Annotated in this window: 11 protein-coding genes; 2 read left to right on the forward strand and 9 right to left on the reverse strand. The window is 34.5% G+C overall.

All coding sequences use genetic code 11. The features are described 5' to 3' along the window. Positions 1–3 precede the first annotated feature (3 nt). The 4 genes from C1X07_RS04000 to hisS form a co-directional block, all read right to left on the reverse strand. On the reverse strand, positions 4–2,088 hold the full coding sequence (locus C1X07_RS04000; protein WP_103068653.1) for a fibronectin type III domain-containing protein: 2,085 nt from the start codon (positions 2,086–2,088) through the stop codon (positions 4–6). Further along, positions 2,088–6,866, reverse strand: coding sequence for a hypothetical protein (locus tag C1X07_RS04005; RefSeq protein ID WP_103068654.1), 4,779 nt, complete (start codon positions 6,864–6,866; stop codon positions 2,088–2,090). The genes C1X07_RS04000 and C1X07_RS04005 overlap by 1 nt, the downstream gene beginning before the upstream one ends. 212 nt (positions 6,867–7,078) lie before the next feature. Continuing rightward, positions 7,079–7,561: a hypothetical protein gene (locus tag C1X07_RS04010; protein ID WP_103068655.1), complete on the reverse strand. Its 483-nt coding sequence runs from the start codon at positions 7,559–7,561 to the stop codon at positions 7,079–7,081. A gap of 88 nt (positions 7,562–7,649) precedes the next feature. Next, the gene (gene hisS, locus C1X07_RS04015) at positions 7,650–9,020 is read right to left on the reverse strand and encodes a histidine--tRNA ligase (RefSeq protein WP_103068656.1); all 1,371 of its coding nucleotides are present in this window, start codon (positions 9,018–9,020) and stop codon (positions 7,650–7,652) included. 225 nt (positions 9,021–9,245) lie between these two features. On the opposite strand from hisS, the gene C1X07_RS04020 reads away from it, so the two are divergent. After that, positions 9,246–10,484 (forward strand): ABC transporter permease, encoded by a 1,239-nt coding sequence (locus tag C1X07_RS04020; protein ID WP_103068657.1) that lies wholly within the window; start codon positions 9,246–9,248, stop codon positions 10,482–10,484. A 5-nt stretch (positions 10,485–10,489) separates the two neighbouring features. On the opposite strand, the gene C1X07_RS04025 is transcribed toward C1X07_RS04020, so the two are convergent. Beyond that, entirely contained in the window at positions 10,490–10,969 is a 480-nt protein-coding gene (locus C1X07_RS04025; protein WP_103068658.1) for a DUF6495 family protein, read from the reverse strand. 143 nt (positions 10,970–11,112) lie between these two features. On the opposite strand from C1X07_RS04025, the gene C1X07_RS04030 reads away from it, so the two are divergent. Next, a complete protein-coding gene (locus C1X07_RS04030) occupies positions 11,113–12,417 on the forward strand; it encodes a M20/M25/M40 family metallo-hydrolase (protein ID WP_103068659.1) in 1,305 nt (434 codons plus the stop codon). Positions 12,418–12,497: 80 nt separating this feature from the next. On the opposite strand, the gene C1X07_RS04035 is transcribed toward C1X07_RS04030, so the two are convergent. The 4 genes from C1X07_RS04035 to rpsF form a co-directional block, all read right to left on the reverse strand. Then, entirely contained in the window at positions 12,498–15,731 is a 3,234-nt protein-coding gene (locus C1X07_RS04035) for a TonB-dependent receptor (RefSeq protein WP_103068660.1), read from the reverse strand. A 111-nt stretch (positions 15,732–15,842) separates the two neighbouring features. Further along, positions 15,843–16,295 carry a 50S ribosomal protein L9 gene (rplI, locus tag C1X07_RS04040; protein WP_103068661.1) on the reverse strand — a complete coding sequence of 151 codons (453 nt, stop codon included), beginning with the start codon at positions 16,293–16,295 and terminating at the stop codon, positions 15,843–15,845. Between the two features lie 18 nt (positions 16,296–16,313). After that, positions 16,314–16,613: a 30S ribosomal protein S18 gene (rpsR, locus tag C1X07_RS04045; RefSeq protein WP_189457518.1), complete on the reverse strand. Its 300-nt coding sequence runs from the start codon at positions 16,611–16,613 to the stop codon at positions 16,314–16,316. Beyond that, positions 16,613–16,951 carry a 30S ribosomal protein S6 gene (rpsF, locus tag C1X07_RS04050; RefSeq protein ID WP_024769054.1) on the reverse strand — a complete coding sequence of 113 codons (339 nt, stop codon included), beginning with the start codon at positions 16,949–16,951 and terminating at the stop codon, positions 16,613–16,615. Before rpsF ends, rpsR begins: the two co-directional genes overlap by 1 nt. Positions 16,952–16,975 lie beyond the last annotated feature (24 nt).

Here is a 16,975-nt window from a genome sequence, read left to right on the forward strand (position 1 = left end):
TAATTAATATGTTATATTAACCACTTCTATCGTACTATAGGCACTATTTTTTAATATCGCTTTTAGTTGATAAGTATATTTTATATTGGGACTAACACTTTTATCTGTAATTTTTTTTATTCCTCCAGGTAATTGTTTCCACAATACTGGTTTATTACCTTCTTTGTTTTTATAAATTAATATCTCAGAAACGTTATCATTTGTAATTTTCCAGGATAGATCAATCTTATATCCTATTCTATCGGCTAATCCCGTAAAATTCTTTACTACTTGTATTGGCTTATTTTTCTGTATTGTTAGCGTTAAAGGTGTAGACGGTATTGAGGTAAGCCCTGATTCATCTTCTGCAAAAATGGCATATCTATATTTTTGCCCTGTTACAACTTTATTATCTACGAATTTAGAAATCGTATCTGTTTGATATATCACCTGCCAACCTTTATCGGCTATAGCTACTTGTTGACGATATAGTTTGTGATGCTTAACGTCTTCACTACTACTATTGATCCATTGTAACTGTACTCCTTCTTCTTTTACTTTATATCCCGAAAATATTGGAGATGATGGGGGTACTACATCGGGTTTTTTTAGCGCCAGTTTTTCTGAGTAGTCAGACATATTAAATCGTTTATCTACAGCTACAATCTGATAAAACACTTTGGTATTCAACGATTTTACCTGTACTGTATCTGTAAATGTAGTTTGCTCGATGGGAGCTACAGTAAGTTGAGATACTTCTTCTTTTTCTAAGTTTCCTCTAAAAACACGATACCCCAACATATCTTTTTCTGTATTTGCCTGCCATTGTAATTGCACCACTCCAAGGGAATCTACGACTCCTGTTACTCCCTGAGGTTGTGATGGAGGTATAGAATCTATGGTTTGTACAAAAGCTGTTAAAGAGGTGGTTTTTTGATTGTTTTTTCCTATCGCAGTAATTCTAAAGTAATTAGAGGGTTCTGGTTCCAAGTAGATTGTTTCTCTGGCATTAGAAGGGATATCTGCCTGTACTACCTTGTATGGTCCTTTTTCTTGTGCTGCCCAATTAAGTTCGAATCCCTGGATTTCATTTTCTACAGCTTTTTCAAAACCCCATTGTAGTACGACACCGCCTGATACATCAAATTCGTATTTTGAGATATGAGGTACAGCAGATAGTTTTTTAACTCCTTGCCCAGAAGCTATTTTTGAAGCTGGGCTTTCTTCTCCAAAAGGAGAAATCCCTTTAACTCTATAATAATATGTTTTATCATTCTGGGATAAGGTATCCACATAAAACATACGTTTAGAAGGGCTTTCAGGTTTATCATTAAGATTAACCAAAGGAGTATCTCCCAAACGCTTAAAATCTGTACCATTCTCAGAGCGTTCTAAGTAATATGATGTAAATACTGTTTTGAACATTTCATACTCCCAAGTGAGTAATATACTTTTATCATCTCCTATTGCTATAAGATCTATGGGTTGAGGTAATTCTTCTTGTTTACTGCTTTCTACAAATACATTACCTTCTTTTACAATCAATACCTCCGAAGGGATCGCAGTTTTTATTGTATAAAAATAATCTTCGTTTTCTTTGATAGTAGCATCGATATATCCTAATCCACCCAATAGTGCTGCCTCAAAGTTGAGATCAGCGGCAAATAATGCAAACGAAAAACGCTGTTCTATTTCTTTAGATTTATTAATGATTTGAGCAATTCCACCTTGCATTTCTTCAACCTGAAAAGTTTCACCATACAATGCTTGTGCAAGAATAGCTGCATAATCATTTTTTTCGATAATACTCTCCCATTCTGCCATAGGTTTAGGAGTAATAGGAACTGGTGTTACTATCTTTTTTTCGGCTGTATCTAACTGTTTGCCATCTCTTTTGATAGTATATCGTTCTATAATATACCCATATTTATTTGCCCTTAACCAAGCTGTTGCACTTGTTATAGCCCAGCGTAACCTAACTTCGTTTGACTTTACTCTAGAAATCACTTTGACAGTCGGAGAGTCTTCCTTCAAATTCTGAGATTGGGAATGCATACTACCACTAACAAGCAATAAACAGGTAATTATTAAACATAAATAGTTCCGCATTATCTAAATTTTAAGGTGTTTTTAAAATCAATTTTAGCTTCGGTACCTTTTATTCCACCGGGTAAAATATAATTCAACTTAATCTTATATTTTCCATATCTCATGAAATAGTATTGCGCTTTGGTTAATGACATAGCAGCATGCTGTCCATTAATTAAACCTTGTGTAAAATCACTATACACCTGATCTCTTAGATCGACAAAATCTTCTTTATAAATCCTTGGCAAATTATATCTATATGGGAAATTAGTTTCTATTAGATTTCGATTTACATCGTTTTCTAGACTTGTAATGTAATCACTCCCTATTGGCAAAGCTTTTCTCGGAGGGACTCCTAATATCTCGATTTCTCTTCTTGTAATTTGATACTTTCCGGCAATCGGATATGAATTGTATAATATCGGATTGATATCTTCTGTAAAATACGAGTCTGTTAAAATCGCCTTCTGAATTACTAGTGCCTTGTTTTCAGAATATGAATTCCCCCTTAACTCCACTAGATCAAAACCTTCATAATTCGAAACATTATTAAACAAATAAATTACATCTGAGTTAATTTTACCAACACTATAGTTTCTTACAGAAATAGCTTTTATTTTATTTGCAAATGTTTTATATCTACTAGATTTAAATTCATATGCTAGCCGTTCTATTTCTCCTTCTTTCAGTACATTTTCTGCAGTATTTTTTCTAATTTCGACAGTATTATCATCACCATAATCTCTTTTATCACTGGTTGTTCTAGAATTTACCGTACCACCCGATCCTTTTGTGGCACTAACAATTGACATCAGATATTTTGTTTCTTTACTTACTTTTGGAAGTGTGTAACTCACTTTATTTTCTCCATTATTATACCCAAATTCGGACTCTTGTATTTCTCCTGTTTCATCTATATATTTTATCACGCTTTTCCATTGTGCATCATCAAATAAATAGTCTTGCCCTCTTTGTAATTGGATATAACCATTCTTATATTCTCCTGAGTAAAATAATTGTTGATCTACTACAGGATACGAGTATTGAATATTATGAAGTGGTATATGATCAGGAGCTCCACCTGTAGTAAAATTACGTTCTTCTTTTTCTATTGCTTTTTGTCCATCTACCAATATGGTCTTAAACGCTCCATTTACTTTTTCCTGAAAACTAACTTCTACCGCTACCTTTAGTTTGGTGTCTGGAGGTAAGATATCATCAGAGATAAAAGTTGTTCTGTCATTCATTCGACCCCATTCTAACTCTCCTACGATCTCTTTTCCTGTCTCATCTATAATAGCAAAGCGTTCCAGAATAACTTTGTAGGTTTTATCGCCATCATCTTCTGGGATTACTATGGGTTGATTTACTCTCATAGCGAATGCAGCTTGTGGAGCAGCAAAAACATCAACATCACTATCTCCTTCTTTTGGGGTTAGACCTGTAATCATTTTGATTCCACCAAGCGGAGATGCATTATCCAATTCACACTCCTCACCGATTGTCATTTTAAATCTAAAGCTTCCTTTGACCAATCCTCCTAAAAGGTCATAGTATCCTCCTACATATCCTCTAAACCAAAACGGATTTGGTCCTTTACCTTGTAGTAAGACAGCAGCTCCTCCTTTGATAATTGGGATTTTCTTTTTTATAAAAAACAGCTTAATATTTATTCCTAACTCTCCTTGCAAATAGGCATAGGATTGTCCATTAGCATACCAGCCATTAATACCAATCTCATCATTAGAGCCAACACATTTGGCACTGCCATAATCTTTTAGCATAATATCAAAACCAACACCTGCCTGAAAACGAGCATATAGAATTAGAAAATTAAGATCCCCCGTATCTATTTTGAAATCTGCTCCAAAGGCAAATCCTCTTCCTTCTCCTAATGCATTTAAATCACGCATATAGTCTAACTCTTCTGCATCTACTCCTAATATTTCTGCTACTTCTGGTGGTGGTGGTGGGCTACCTGGGATACGATCACCCATCATAAAATACCCTCCTGTTTCTATAGAGAAAGAGCCTACGCCCATTTTTAGCCCCAAACGATCGGTGGGTGTTCCAAAATGCACATACCACTCATCGGGAGAGACATGAATTACTCCCCACCCTGCTCGACCTCCTGATGCTCTTCCTTGCACTATCCCTCCTGGAACATTTACATATAGATCTAGAGTAGCGTGAAAAGAATCATTTACAAAATCAAACTCCATCCCCATTTTGGCACTAATTGATACCTGCCCCACAATATCAGGCTCATATTCTGTATCGGCCTTATCCAAGAAAGTCTTACCTGCTTTGCTATCCATGACTCCGTTTATGAGTTCACTATCAACCATCCCGCTAAGTTTATCGGTTAGTTTGCCTACAGGATTTGGAAAATTAAATGCTTTCATGACTTGGGCTTCTCCAAAAAAGCCTAGTCTATTTACGCCGCCTTTATTGTTAAATTCTATTTCAAAACCAGCTCCAACTGCTATTGCGCTTTCGTCTCCAATAGCTCCAAATACCATTGCTTTTACCCCCAGGCTAGAGTTTTCGCTAGGGATATATGAAAGTCCTGAAGGTGAAAAATCAGGTCCTGCATTGGGCCTTCTTGTCATTTTATAAAATGCACCTCCGGCAAATCCAGATATTTGTATAGGACCTACTTGTATTTTTAATCCATGGACAGCTGCATCCACATACCAATACCTAAAGTCTTTTTTTCCAAAAATTGCTTTACAAGTTAAAGGTCCAAATTTGCCAAATGTTCCTTCTATTTCGGCAGAAAAACCATCTCCATAGATAGGATCATTATTCATAAGTTCCAGACCTCCTTTGAGCTCAATAGCCCCCATATTAACAGCTATATTAATCCTGGAGAGATGGAGTCTGTCATATTTCCATCGTTGTTTGTAGTTTTCTTCCTGAAACTTTCCAAAAATTCCTAAACGGGCATCACCAGCAAAGCCTTTGTCCTTTTTACCCATCAGATTGATCATAAGATCAAATTCTATCCCAGCTTCAAACTCGTTGGACATAAAAGCAATATTGCCTATGGATACAGGAAAATTTGCTAATTTGACTTCATCTCTGTATCCGAAGTAATCTACCTGAATAATCGGAGATACAGTCTGAAGCACCAGGTTTTGAAATTCTATTCCTTTAAATTGAACCGTATGCTTCTCTTCGTCATCTCCTTCTCCTGTAGTATATGTTTGCCCTTCATTGGCTAGTGATTCCTTCTGACTGGCAGAGATTGCCATACGACCATTTAAAACTGCTTTAGGTCTAAAATTACCGTCAACTACCATAAGTTCTACTGAAGAATTTGGTAATAGTTGTGCTTTGGCTTTAAAAACATCAAAACTTAAGGTATCTAAAGTAGATACAACCAGGCCATACTCTTCTTCAGAAATAATCCCTTCGTAGCCTAATCCCATTTTACCGTCTGCTCCTGCCTGGGTATTATTATTTTTTCCTTTATCAGAGATTGGAAGTAATATTTGCCCTCTAAAATCTGCTCCTACTAATCTATTAGATGCTAACTCTATACCTATCCTATCTACAGAATATGCCCAAGATTTGGATTCTGATGTTCTACCAGATTTTAATGGAATTACATTTTCTGCAGAAAAGTATCCTGAAACCCCATAACTATCTATTAAAAGATTTGCTGCTTCAAAAGTAATTCTGCTCTTTTGAGAGATACTCTCTTCTGTCTTAAACTCTTGAGGCAACCCTACTTTTAGAGATTGTACATATACTCCTCGCCAGGTATCCTCATTTGGCAGCAATAATCCATTATCATAATAATGCTGTGGAAAATTAACATTTTCGGTTCTAAGATCACTAAAATCAAAAACAGCTTGATTGACAGAGAACATAAATTTATCAGGCTGGCTAGCCATCACAAATGGAGATAAACTTATTTCTACAATAAGGTCATTCCAATCTGAAGCTATCGCTCTAAAATTACCTCGTACCCTATTAGGTATTTGTATAGGCTCCTTAAGTGCTCCCGTATATGTTGTAGTTTCTGGTAATGGTTGCCCAATACCATCTACTGGTAAAATCATATTTCTTGAAAACTGAACCTCTCCTTCAATTCCCATTTCTTTTACACCGTCACAATCTATGGTAACAAAAGTTCTATTTAGAGTATCTCCTGTTCTATAATCAAACCCTCCTTTAAGAATTAGCAACCAATTCCCTCCATTAAAAGGGATAAATATATCACCAAGTAATACCAAATTAGCTTCACCTATAATTCCTCCCTGATGAGAGAGTTTTACATTATTTGCTCCAAAAAACAGCTCTATTGGCAAGCCTTGCTCATCAGACTGAGGTAAAATAATTTTCACAAAAACAGTTAGTTCTGTAAACTCTTTTGTGAATCTAGCTTTTGTAAATCCTAATTGGTACTCGACCTCATTTAGTTTATGTTTTATTCCTACAGGTAATACCTGTATATCTTCATTGCTAAAAGAAGACACCCATCTGCCAGTGCTATCAATTTCTCTAAACCCAGCTTTTGCTTCAGACCTCGCATCATTAACACTTGCTACTGGAGCTGGGAATTCATTTTTAATGTTATCAAAAGTAAACTCTGGAAGTGCAATCTTATTGATCAGATTGTGGACAGGAAATTTTTTATCTAATTCTGGTAAATGAACAAATTTTGAAATCTTTTGTTCTTCTTCAATAGGATTGTTTTTCTTTATGGATAAAGAGTCTTTTTCGCCAGCAAAAAGGTTAAAAGAGTATAAACCAACACACCACAAAAGTAGGAGTAATTTTATTTTCATAAAAAAGTGTTAAGATTTGGGTCTACAATATTACAAAAATTTAGGGTATTTATACAGCAATTATACGGCATACACTTAAAAAAAAGGTTCTGGATCTTCAACTTCTTATAAATCCAGAACCTTTTTTTACTAAAAATTTCTACTTATACAGTAACAAAAAAAGCCATCTCAAATAAAATTGAAATGGCTTCTTAATTATTAGTAAAGTAGTATTACATACTATCAGACAGTTTTGCTAATTGCTCTGATTTAACCTGCATATACTCGCTTAGTTTTGTTATTTCTTCTCCAGGAAGTATATTCATAAGACGACTATACTGTCTGGTTAGGTCACTACTGGCATCGCTAAGTTTAAGAAAAGAATCCATATCGTTTGATTCTACTGCTTTTTTATAATTAGATACATAACGTTCATAATCTCTTACATATTTTTTCACATAAGAATTATCTGTCGAATCAAAAGTCCCAGGTATACGAAGGGTCTTATCCTTTGTTGTAGATTTCTTTTTAGTAGTTTTTTTCTTCTTTTTAACTACAGGCTTTTTTTCTTCTACAACCTCTTCTGCAATCACAATGGTTGAATCTTGAACTACCTCTTCTACCACTTCAAGTTTGTCAGATTTAGGATCTTTTTTACAAGATATCACCGACAACACCATAATGGAAAGAAAAATAGTTAAAATGGGGGTTTTCATAATTTTGATTTTAAGAATATAAATAGTTTGTTTAGCGTTATAAATAGTAACGTCAGTAATATATTTTATTTTAAAAGTAACAAAAAAATTATCGTAAAAGCCCTTTTAGCTCCTTTAAATCCATTTCTTTTTGAGTACCCGCTTGCATATCCTTGACGGTAAATGTATTATTTTCTATCTCAGAAGTACCTGCCAACACCACAAAAGGGATATTTCTCTTATTTGCATATCCCATTTGTTTTTTCATTTTAGCGCTATCAGGATAAATCTCGGCAATTATTTTGTCTTCTCTAAGCATATTAACAGCTTTTAGGCAATATAACGCTTCAGTTTCTCCAAAATTTATAAATAGGGCTTTTGTAGAAGGTAGCACTGTTTCTGGAAATAAACCCAACTCTTCTAGTACTAAATAAATTCTGTCTAAACCAAAAGATATACCAACTCCACTGATATCTTTTAATCCAAAAATACCTGTAAGATCGTCATATCTACCACCACCACCAATGGATCCCATCTTCACTGTTTCTGGAGGAGAAACTTCAAAAATCGCCCCAGTATAATAATTCAATCCTCTTGCCAAAGTAACATCAAGATCCAAAATTGCCGTTTCCAAAGGAACCTCTTTAATGGTATTAATAATATACTCTAATTCATTTACACCTTGTGTCCCTTCTTCTGAAGAAACTAGCATACTGCGTAGCTTATCAATTTTTTCGGTTGTGCTTCCTTCGAAACTGAATAATGGTTTTACACTTTCTATAGCGGCTTCAGAAATTCCTTTATTAAGCATTTCTTTTTTCACTCCATCTTCTCCAATTTTATCCAACTTATCCAAAGCAACTGTAAAATCTATCAGTTTATCACTTGCACCTATTACTTCAGCAATACCCGACAAAATTTTTCGGTTGTTCATTTTAATAGTTACTCCTTTTAGGTTGAGTTTTGTAAACACTTTATCGTACAGTTTTACAAAATCAACTTCTTGTAATAGAGATTTACTACCAACTACATCAGCATCACATTGAAAAAACTCTCTGAATCTTCCTTTTTGTGGTCTGTCTGCTCGCCAAACTGGTTGAATTTGAAATCTTTTGAATGGGAAATCGATTTCATTTTGGTGTTGCACTACATACCGTGCAAATGGTACAGTAAGATCATAACGAAGTGCTTTTTCACTAATGCTAGGTGTTATTTTCCCACTGTCCTTAGCTTCATATAAAGCGTCATCTACTTTATTAAGAAAATCCCCGCTATTCAATATTTTAAAAATCAGACGATCACCTTCTTCTCCATACTTTCCCATCAAAGTATTACTATTCTCAAAACTTGGTGTTTCAATAGGTTGAAAACCAAACAATCGAAATTGCTCTCTTATGATATCAATTATATAATTTCTTTTTGCAACTTCTACAGGAGAAAAATCACGTGTTCCTTTAGGTATTGACGGTTTTTGTGCCATTATTATCTGTTTGTATCTTATGATCGAAACTAGTTAGTTTACTGGATTTCAATATTAAATATACCAATCTTCGATCTGGTCTTCATCACAACTAGTTATTTTCAGGCTGCAAATATCTAAAAAAGGATAAAGACCTTCACTATTGGCAATAAAAAATATAGTTTTTTAAGTAACTTTAAACGTCTTTTGGAGTCCTATTATAAATAACGCTTATCAAAAATTATTATGTTTTCACTTTTTAGAGAGAATATCAGAATTGCAATGGATTCTATAAAGGGTCAGGTTCTACGAACAATTCTTACGATATTAATTATCGCTATTGGTATTACTTCACTAGTTGGGATTCTTACATTGGTAGGGGCTTTGGAAGATACAATTTCAGGAGATTTTGCTTCAATGGGAGCAAACACCTTCAATATACAGCGTTATGAATTCAATACCAGAAATAATAGAGATCAGAAAAAAATAAATCCAATTATCAGCTATCGAAATGTAAAGAAGTTCAAAGACAAGTTTGAATATCCCTTCTCCAAAACTTCAATTCATTTTACGGGTACACGCAATGCAGAGGTAAAATATGAAAATGAAAAAACTTATCCCGAGGTTTCTGTTTTAGGTATAAATGAAAATTACCTCGAGAATACGGGAACCGAAATTGATAAAGGTAGAAATTTTACTTTTTTTGATGTAGAGAACAATAATCACGTTTGTTTAATTGGAGCGGATTTCAAAAAGAATTTGTTTAAAAACAATATAAACCCAATAGGAAAAACCATCAGCATCAGAGGTGTAAAATTTAAAGTTATTGGATTGTTAGAAAGCAAAGGAGCTACTTTTAGAAATAATCAAGATCTACGTGTTCTTATCCCTTTACAGATCGCAAGATCAATCTTTACTCTTCCTAATATCAATTATGGCATTAGTATACGTGTTGATGACAAACAATTCATAGAAGGAGCTATGGATGAAGCAATCATTACATTTAGGAACATCAGAGGATTAAACCCTATTGAAGAAAATGATTTTGGTCTAGAGCGTAGTGATGACTTATTAAATAGAATAGCAAGTATTACTGTATATCTATATTATGCAGCATGGATAATCAGCATTATAACCATCTTAGGTTCCTCGATTGCTTTAATGAATATCATGTTAGTTTCTGTTACAGAAAGAACGCGAGAAATTGGGGTTAGAAAGGCTTTAGGCGCTAAAAAACATACAATAGCAGGTCAGTTTTTTATGGAAACTTTAATCATTGGACAAATTGGGGGTCTGGCTGGTATTATTTTAGGGGTTGCTATTGGTGGAGGAATAGCTTATGCATTAAGCTTTGCTTTTAGTGCACCATGGTTAGCTATTATCGCTGCAACTACCATTTCTTTTGTTATTGCGGTTGTTTCAGGACTATACCCTGCACTAAAAGCTGCTAAACAAGATCCTATTGAATCCTTAAGATATGAATAATAAGATTATCCTTTGTTTTTAATTAGTTTATCAAAAAAGTGATACAACTCTCCTTTGGTAATATTAGCTCCTTGTTGGATAATTTTAAACTTATCGAGGTTTTTATCTTCCCCGTATACTTTAGAAGCATTATAAAACACCACTTCATCATTTAATAAGTTCTCCTTTAACCAACTATAACCATCCTTTGTAGTTAAATCAATTGTAGTATCATTAATCTTTATAGCAATAAGATGCATTTCATCTTCTTTCAATTCAAAAAGATGTATCTGGTTTTTAGAAAAATGCTCCAAATATTGCGCATTAGTAAGTACTTTTTCCCACACCAAATCACTAAATATATCTATTTCTTCTTCTGCCACATGTGGCTTATTGGCTTTAATATCACTCCATTCATCTGCTGTAATAGATTGCGTAGCCAAAAAATTAATAAACTCTACATGCAACTCTTCTAGTTGCTCTTTACTTAATCTTAGATATTTCATTTAAAAAAAATTGACTGCAAAAGTAGTTATAAAAAGGTGATTATAAAATAGTAATTAGAGTATTCTAACGGTAATAAATCATTTTTAACTTAGCGTATCTCAAAGTTTTTATTTTTATACTTTTAAGCAAAATATTACAAAAAATGAACACCTCTTTAGCAACAAAAATCACTTATACATTACTATTTCTCCTGACTACTTTTATCATGAACGCTCAAAAATTATCTAAAGCAGAAAAAAAAATCATTACCTCTATAGAGAATAATCACAAATCTGCTATTCTGTTTTTGGAAAAAGTAGTAAACATCAATAGCGGGACAATGAATCACCAAGGTGTTAAAGAGGTTGGCATGGTGTTCAAAGAGCAGTTTGACGCTATCAATTTTAGAACAAAATGGATTGAAATGCCCCCTGAAGTTAATCGTTCTGGGCATTTGTTTGCAGAAACTTTTGGGAATAAAGGAAAAAAAATATTGCTTATTGGGCATTTGGATACTGTTTTTGAAAAAGACAGCCCTTTTCAGCAGTTTAAAGTAAGTGGTGATATTGCATATGGTCCTGGCACTAATGATATGAAAGGCGGCAATGTAATCGTCTTGTATGCACTAAAAGCGCTATACGAAAACAACCTGTTAAACGATGCGCAAATAATAGTAGCCTTTACTGGTGATGAAGAAAGTACCGGAAAGCCATTAGATATAAGCCGAAAGGATTTAATTGACTCAGCCAAAAAAAGTGAAATAGCTTTAGGGTTCGAAACCTCCACAGGTTTTAACTATGCTACTGTTGCACGAAGAGGCTCTTCTAGCTGGAGTCTAGAAGTTAAAGGCAAAAGAGCTCATTCTTCTGGAGTGTTTAGCGAGCATACTGGAGCAGGTGCCATTTTTGAAACTTCCAGAATCTTAAATTCTTTTTATAACGAAATTAAAGGAGAAGAATTTTTAACCTTTAATCCAGGAATAATCCTAGGAGGAACAAATATAAAATTTGATGATGAAACAAGTAAAGGAGATGCTTTTGGAAAAAACAATGTTGTATCTCAAACTGTGGTTACAAAAGGTGATCTACGTTTTATTTCTGAAGAGCAAAAAGAAAGAGTTCGCGCTGAAATGAAAAGTATTGTTAAAAATAACCTACCTCATACCACTGCCGAAATAACCTTTAAAGATAGCTACCCCGCAATGCAGCCCACAGCAGGTAACCTAAAATTACTAGAGTTGCTAAATGAAGTTAGTATAGATCTAGATCAAGGAATAGTTGAAGCGTACGATCCGGGAAAGCGTGGTGCCGCAGACACTTCTTTTGTTGCCAAATACGTAGACTGTTTAGATGGATTAGGTACCATGGGAACAGGAGCACATACTCCAGAAGAAACCTTGGATCTAACCACTTTTGAAGCATTAACCAAACGTACTGCTATATTAATCTATCGATTAATCAACCAATAGATATAAACAAAAAGAGGCTGCTTTACTAGTATACTTTTCAAACAACCTCTTCTTGTAATATTTATGAGAAAACAGTTTTATTAATTAAAAATATATCTTAATCCTACCTGCGCCTGCCATCTTGAGTCCAGACTAAAATCATTTGCAAAAGTTTTTGTCTGAGAAGTATCAAACGTATAAATAGGATCCAAAGGTGCTCCATCTGCAAATCCAACACCAATAGGCTGATCATTAACGGGTAGTTCTATCACACCCCAATCTGAGTTAAGCAAATTACCAAAATTTAATATATCCAAACTAAGTTGAATCGTATTGATTCCATCTCCAACCTTTATATCATAATCCTGTAAGAATTTAACATCCCATCGACCTCTCCACGGACTTAAAATTTCATATTTCTCGGCATAATTTCCTCTTCGCTCTCTTAGATATTCATCTTGTTCTATATACGCTTCAAAAGCCGCTCTTTGCGCTTCTCTTTCATCAAAAGACACCCCACTAAAAGTATAAGTTGCTAACTCGCTCTGAGTAGGTATATAAATCAAATCATTCAAAGGGGATCCATCTCCATTTATATCTCCAGAATATGTATAAGAAAACCTTCCTCCTTGCGCATACTCATAAAAAGCACCAAAAGAGGTTTTCCATTGTTTGTTTTTACCATAACTAAATGATTTATTGATCTGCCCTACAAATCTATGTTTGTCTCCATAACGAGAAGTAGAACTTACTGCTTTATTCACATTCCCCAAAGCTGGATTTCTATCGAATGCATCACTCGAAATCTCGGCATCTAGCGAACTTGCATCTTCTACTTCTAAAAAATTATATGCTATACTAGCAAATATGCCATTATTAAAATTCTTTTGTAACTTAAATGACCAGTTAAAAGAATATCCAACGTTAGTATTTGTAAACACATAAGCATTTGTAGGTCCTCCAAACTCATTAAGCGCTCTATCAGAAGCCAAATAAACCTGCCTGTTATCAACACCATTCAACGCCCCTTTTGGCGTACCTAAACCATAATTCCTCACCATTTGGGCATTTACATCCTGAGTATAAATAATATCAGTTGAGGCTACAATTCCATTTTTGAACCTATAATCTACACCTAGGCTATTTCTCCATACTTGAGGAAATTTGAAATTTGGTGCTGAAGTCGTATAGAAAAAGAAATTAGGGTTTGCTACCTGATTTCCTATCCAAACAAATGGTAAGCGTCCACTAAATATTCCTGTTCCTCCTCGAATTTGAAACGTCTTATCCCCTTTTATATCATAATTAAATCCAAATCTAGGAGAGACCAACAGTCTTCTTGTAGGTAAATCCAGACTGTTTAAATTAAGAGGGGTTCCATTTTCATCAAAATATGTAATTCCCGGTTGATAATTTCCATCAGGAAATGTCCCTCCTGCTCCTCTTTCTATATTTTCTGCAATTTTATCTTCTGTATCAAAATACAAAGGCTGATCAACTCTCAAACCAAATGTTAATGTAAGTTTATCATCTACTTTCCACTTATCTTGGGCATAAAAAGCTAATTGTCCTACATTCGTTTCTGCCAGTGCCCAACTACCCGCAGCATTGTTAGCATCAAACACATTCTGTGCATTAGCCAAAGCCGCTGCTATTGTTCCATTATTAATAGCATCTTCAAAACTGGTTCCTGGAGATGCCGGGTTAATTCTTACACTTTGAAAAGCATCAAAAAAAGTACTCACAGGTCCATGTCCCAAATCAGCATCTCCACCATAATCGAATACTCCCAAATTAAATGAGTTATCAAATTCAAACCGTTCAAATGACCCTCCTATGGTAATCGTATGATTACCCGTTACAATATTTAGATTATTAGTTATCTGATATACTTTTTGCTCTAATCTATTATTTATCGAAAATGGTTCGTGCCCCGCTACAATATATCGCACTCCATCCTGTTGAATATTAATTGGTGGTGCAGGAGCAGAAAAGGGATCTCTACTATCATCAAAAAAGGTATATCCCGCTTGAAACTTATTAGATACATTTCCTCCAAAATTAGAATTCAGTTCTACTAGAAAAGAGTTTATTTTATTATTGATGCGATACCCAGAATTCTTAAACTGTAGCGTTGTAAGATCTGGCCCTCTACGCCCAATAGCTTCTCTGTTTGCAGGTAAATCCCTCGATGCATTCAAAAAATTATAAATTATTGCTGCCCTATGATTATCATTAATATTCCAATCTAGTTTAAGAATTCCTTTTGTAGATTCGGTATCATGTGTATATCCCTCATATGCCCCTGTATCATAACCCAAAGCACTCAATTGTTGAGAAACATAATCTAAATCTTCTGCAGATACCCTAGACACATTAGCTCCAGTCAACCCTGCTCTTGCAGCAAGAAAATTTGATCCTAGATCTTCTCTATCATCTTTTTCAAAATTACCAAAAACAAATAATTTGTTTTCAATAATTGGTCCTCCGATACTTACTCCATACTGAGCTTGTGTTAAATCAGGTACGATAATATCATCATCCCCAACCTTATCTCCTGTCATATCTTGATTTCTATAAAACCCATATATAGTCCCCTTCCATTGGTTGGTTCCACTTTTTGTCACAGCATTTACCGACGCACCTGTAAAGCCTGCTTGAGTAACGTCATAAGGCGCAGTAGATACCTGTATTTGATCTATTGCATCTAGGGATATTGGCTGGGCGTTGGTCTGCCCGCCAGGAGTAGCTGCATCTAATCCAAAAGGGTTATTAAAAATAGAACCATCTAAGCTAAAATTATTAAATTGATCATTTCTACCCCCAAAAGATCCATTACTGGATGCTGTTGGTTCTAGCCTATAAAAATCTGCCGCGGAACGAGTAATGGTAGGTAAGGTCTTCAACTCTCTATTACCAATGCTTGTCTCAGCTCCAGTTCTTTCACTACTAAAGACACTGGATAAACCACTTCCCTTTGATGTTATAACCACTTCTTCTAATTGATTATCATCCTCTATCATAACGACATCTATATTAAAAGTTTGACCTAGCTGAAGAAAAACATCATCTATCAGTTGCTTCTTAAATCCCAAATAACTTATAGTTACCCTGTATGGTCCACCTACTCTAAGGTTAATTAAATCAAAACGACCATCAAAATTTGTTGTCCCGCCATAACGGGTGCCTGTCGGTTGGTGTACTGCAACTATACTTGCTCCTGGTAGCTCCTGATTACTGTTATCATATACTACCCCAGAAATATTAGATGTAGTAATCTGGGCATTAATTGTAAATCCAATTAATACAATGCCCACTAAAATAATTCTTTTCATATAGTTATGCTTTTAAGTTAATTAATTGTTACAACTAAAAATAAAACAAAAAAATCGCTCAAAAGAGCGATTTTTTTAATATTATAAAACAGTTATTAACTGTTATACTTCTTATTTACCTTGAGACACTATCTCAAAAGCAACAGGAATAATTACTTCTCTATGAAGACGAACAGTAGCCTCATACTGTCCTAATCTTTTGATTGTTCCACCTGGTACAGTAATAAACTTCTTTTCTAATTCTACATCTTGCTTAGCGAATGCTGCAGCAACATCAGCATTAGAAACTGAACCAAACAACTTGTCTCCAGATCCTACTTTAGCAGATATTTTGATTTCTAACCCACTAAGTTTCTTACCTACTTTTTCTGCATCTTCGATTTCTTTCTTTTCTTTAAAAGCACGTTGCTTTAAAGTTTCGGCAAGTACCTTTTTTGCAGAAGGAGTTGCCAACAAAGCAAGCCCATTAGGTATCAAATAGTTACGACCATAACCATTCTTAACTTCTACTACATCGTCTGCGAATCCTAGATTCTCAACGTCTTTCTTTAATATAAGTTCCATAATATGTTATGACGAATTTTATTTTAATAAATCACCAACGTATGGCATCAAAGCTAAATGTCTTGCTCTTTTTACAGCAACACTTACTTTACGCTGATATTTTAACGAAGTTCCTGTAAGACGACGAGGTAGTAATTTACCTTGTTCATTTACAAATGCCATTAAAAAATCTGGATCTTTATAATCGATATATTTGATTCCTGATTTTTTGAAACGACAATACTTCTTAGTTTTTGTAGTATCTATATTAAGAGGAGTAAGATATCTGATCTCTCCATCTTTTTTTCCTTTAGCTTGTTGTTCTATAGATGACATAATTAAGCTTTTTGTTTGTTTCTATTTCTTCTCTTTTCTGCCCAAGCAATTGCGTGCTTGTCTAGACGCACAGTTAAATAACGCATCACACGCTCATCTCTTCTGTACTCAACTTCTAAAGCGTTAATCGCCTCACCAGGTACTTGGTATTCAAATAAGTGATAAAATCCACTTTTTTTGTGCTGGATTGCGTAAGCAAGCTTTTTAAGCCCCCAGTCTTCTTTTGATATCATCTTGGCACCATTAGAAACAAGAATGTCTTCGTATTTCTTAACTGTTTCCTTTATCTGATCTTCAGATAAAACGGGATTCAAGATGAAAACAGTTTCGTATTGATTCATAATAAATCTAAGTTTAAATTAAAA

This window comes from Aquimarina sediminis, assembly GCF_002895435.1.
GTDB classification, from domain to species: Bacteria; Bacteroidota; Bacteroidia; order Flavobacteriales; family Flavobacteriaceae; genus Aquimarina; species Aquimarina sediminis.

What these genes read in the sequence shown, in the direction of transcription:
- C1X07_RS04000 (WP_103068653.1), bottom strand. Translation starts at nt 2,088, where the DNA reads ATGCGGAACTATTTATGTTTAATAATTACCTGTTTATTGCTTGTTAGT.
- C1X07_RS04005 (WP_103068654.1), bottom strand. Translation starts at nt 6,866, where the DNA reads ATGAAAATAAAATTACTCCTACTTTTGTGGTGTGTTGGTTTATACTCT.
- C1X07_RS04010 (WP_103068655.1), bottom strand. Translation starts at nt 7,561, where the DNA reads ATGAAAACCCCCATTTTAACTATTTTTCTTTCCATTATGGTGTTGTCG.
- hisS (WP_103068656.1), bottom strand. Translation starts at nt 9,020, where the DNA reads ATGGCACAAAAACCGTCAATACCTAAAGGAACACGTGATTTTTCTCCT.
- C1X07_RS04020 (WP_103068657.1), top strand. Translation starts at nt 9,246, where the DNA reads ATGTTTTCACTTTTTAGAGAGAATATCAGAATTGCAATGGATTCTATA.
- C1X07_RS04025 (WP_103068658.1), bottom strand. Translation starts at nt 10,969, where the DNA reads ATGAAATATCTAAGATTAAGTAAAGAGCAACTAGAAGAGTTGCATGTA.
- C1X07_RS04030 (WP_103068659.1), top strand. Translation starts at nt 11,113, where the DNA reads ATGAACACCTCTTTAGCAACAAAAATCACTTATACATTACTATTTCTC.
- C1X07_RS04035 (WP_103068660.1), bottom strand. Translation starts at nt 15,731, where the DNA reads ATGAAAAGAATTATTTTAGTGGGCATTGTATTAATTGGATTTACAATT.
- rplI (WP_103068661.1), bottom strand. Translation starts at nt 16,295, where the DNA reads ATGGAACTTATATTAAAGAAAGACGTTGAGAATCTAGGATTCGCAGAC.
- rpsF (WP_024769054.1), bottom strand. Translation starts at nt 16,951, where the DNA reads ATGAATCAATACGAAACTGTTTTCATCTTGAATCCCGTTTTATCTGAA.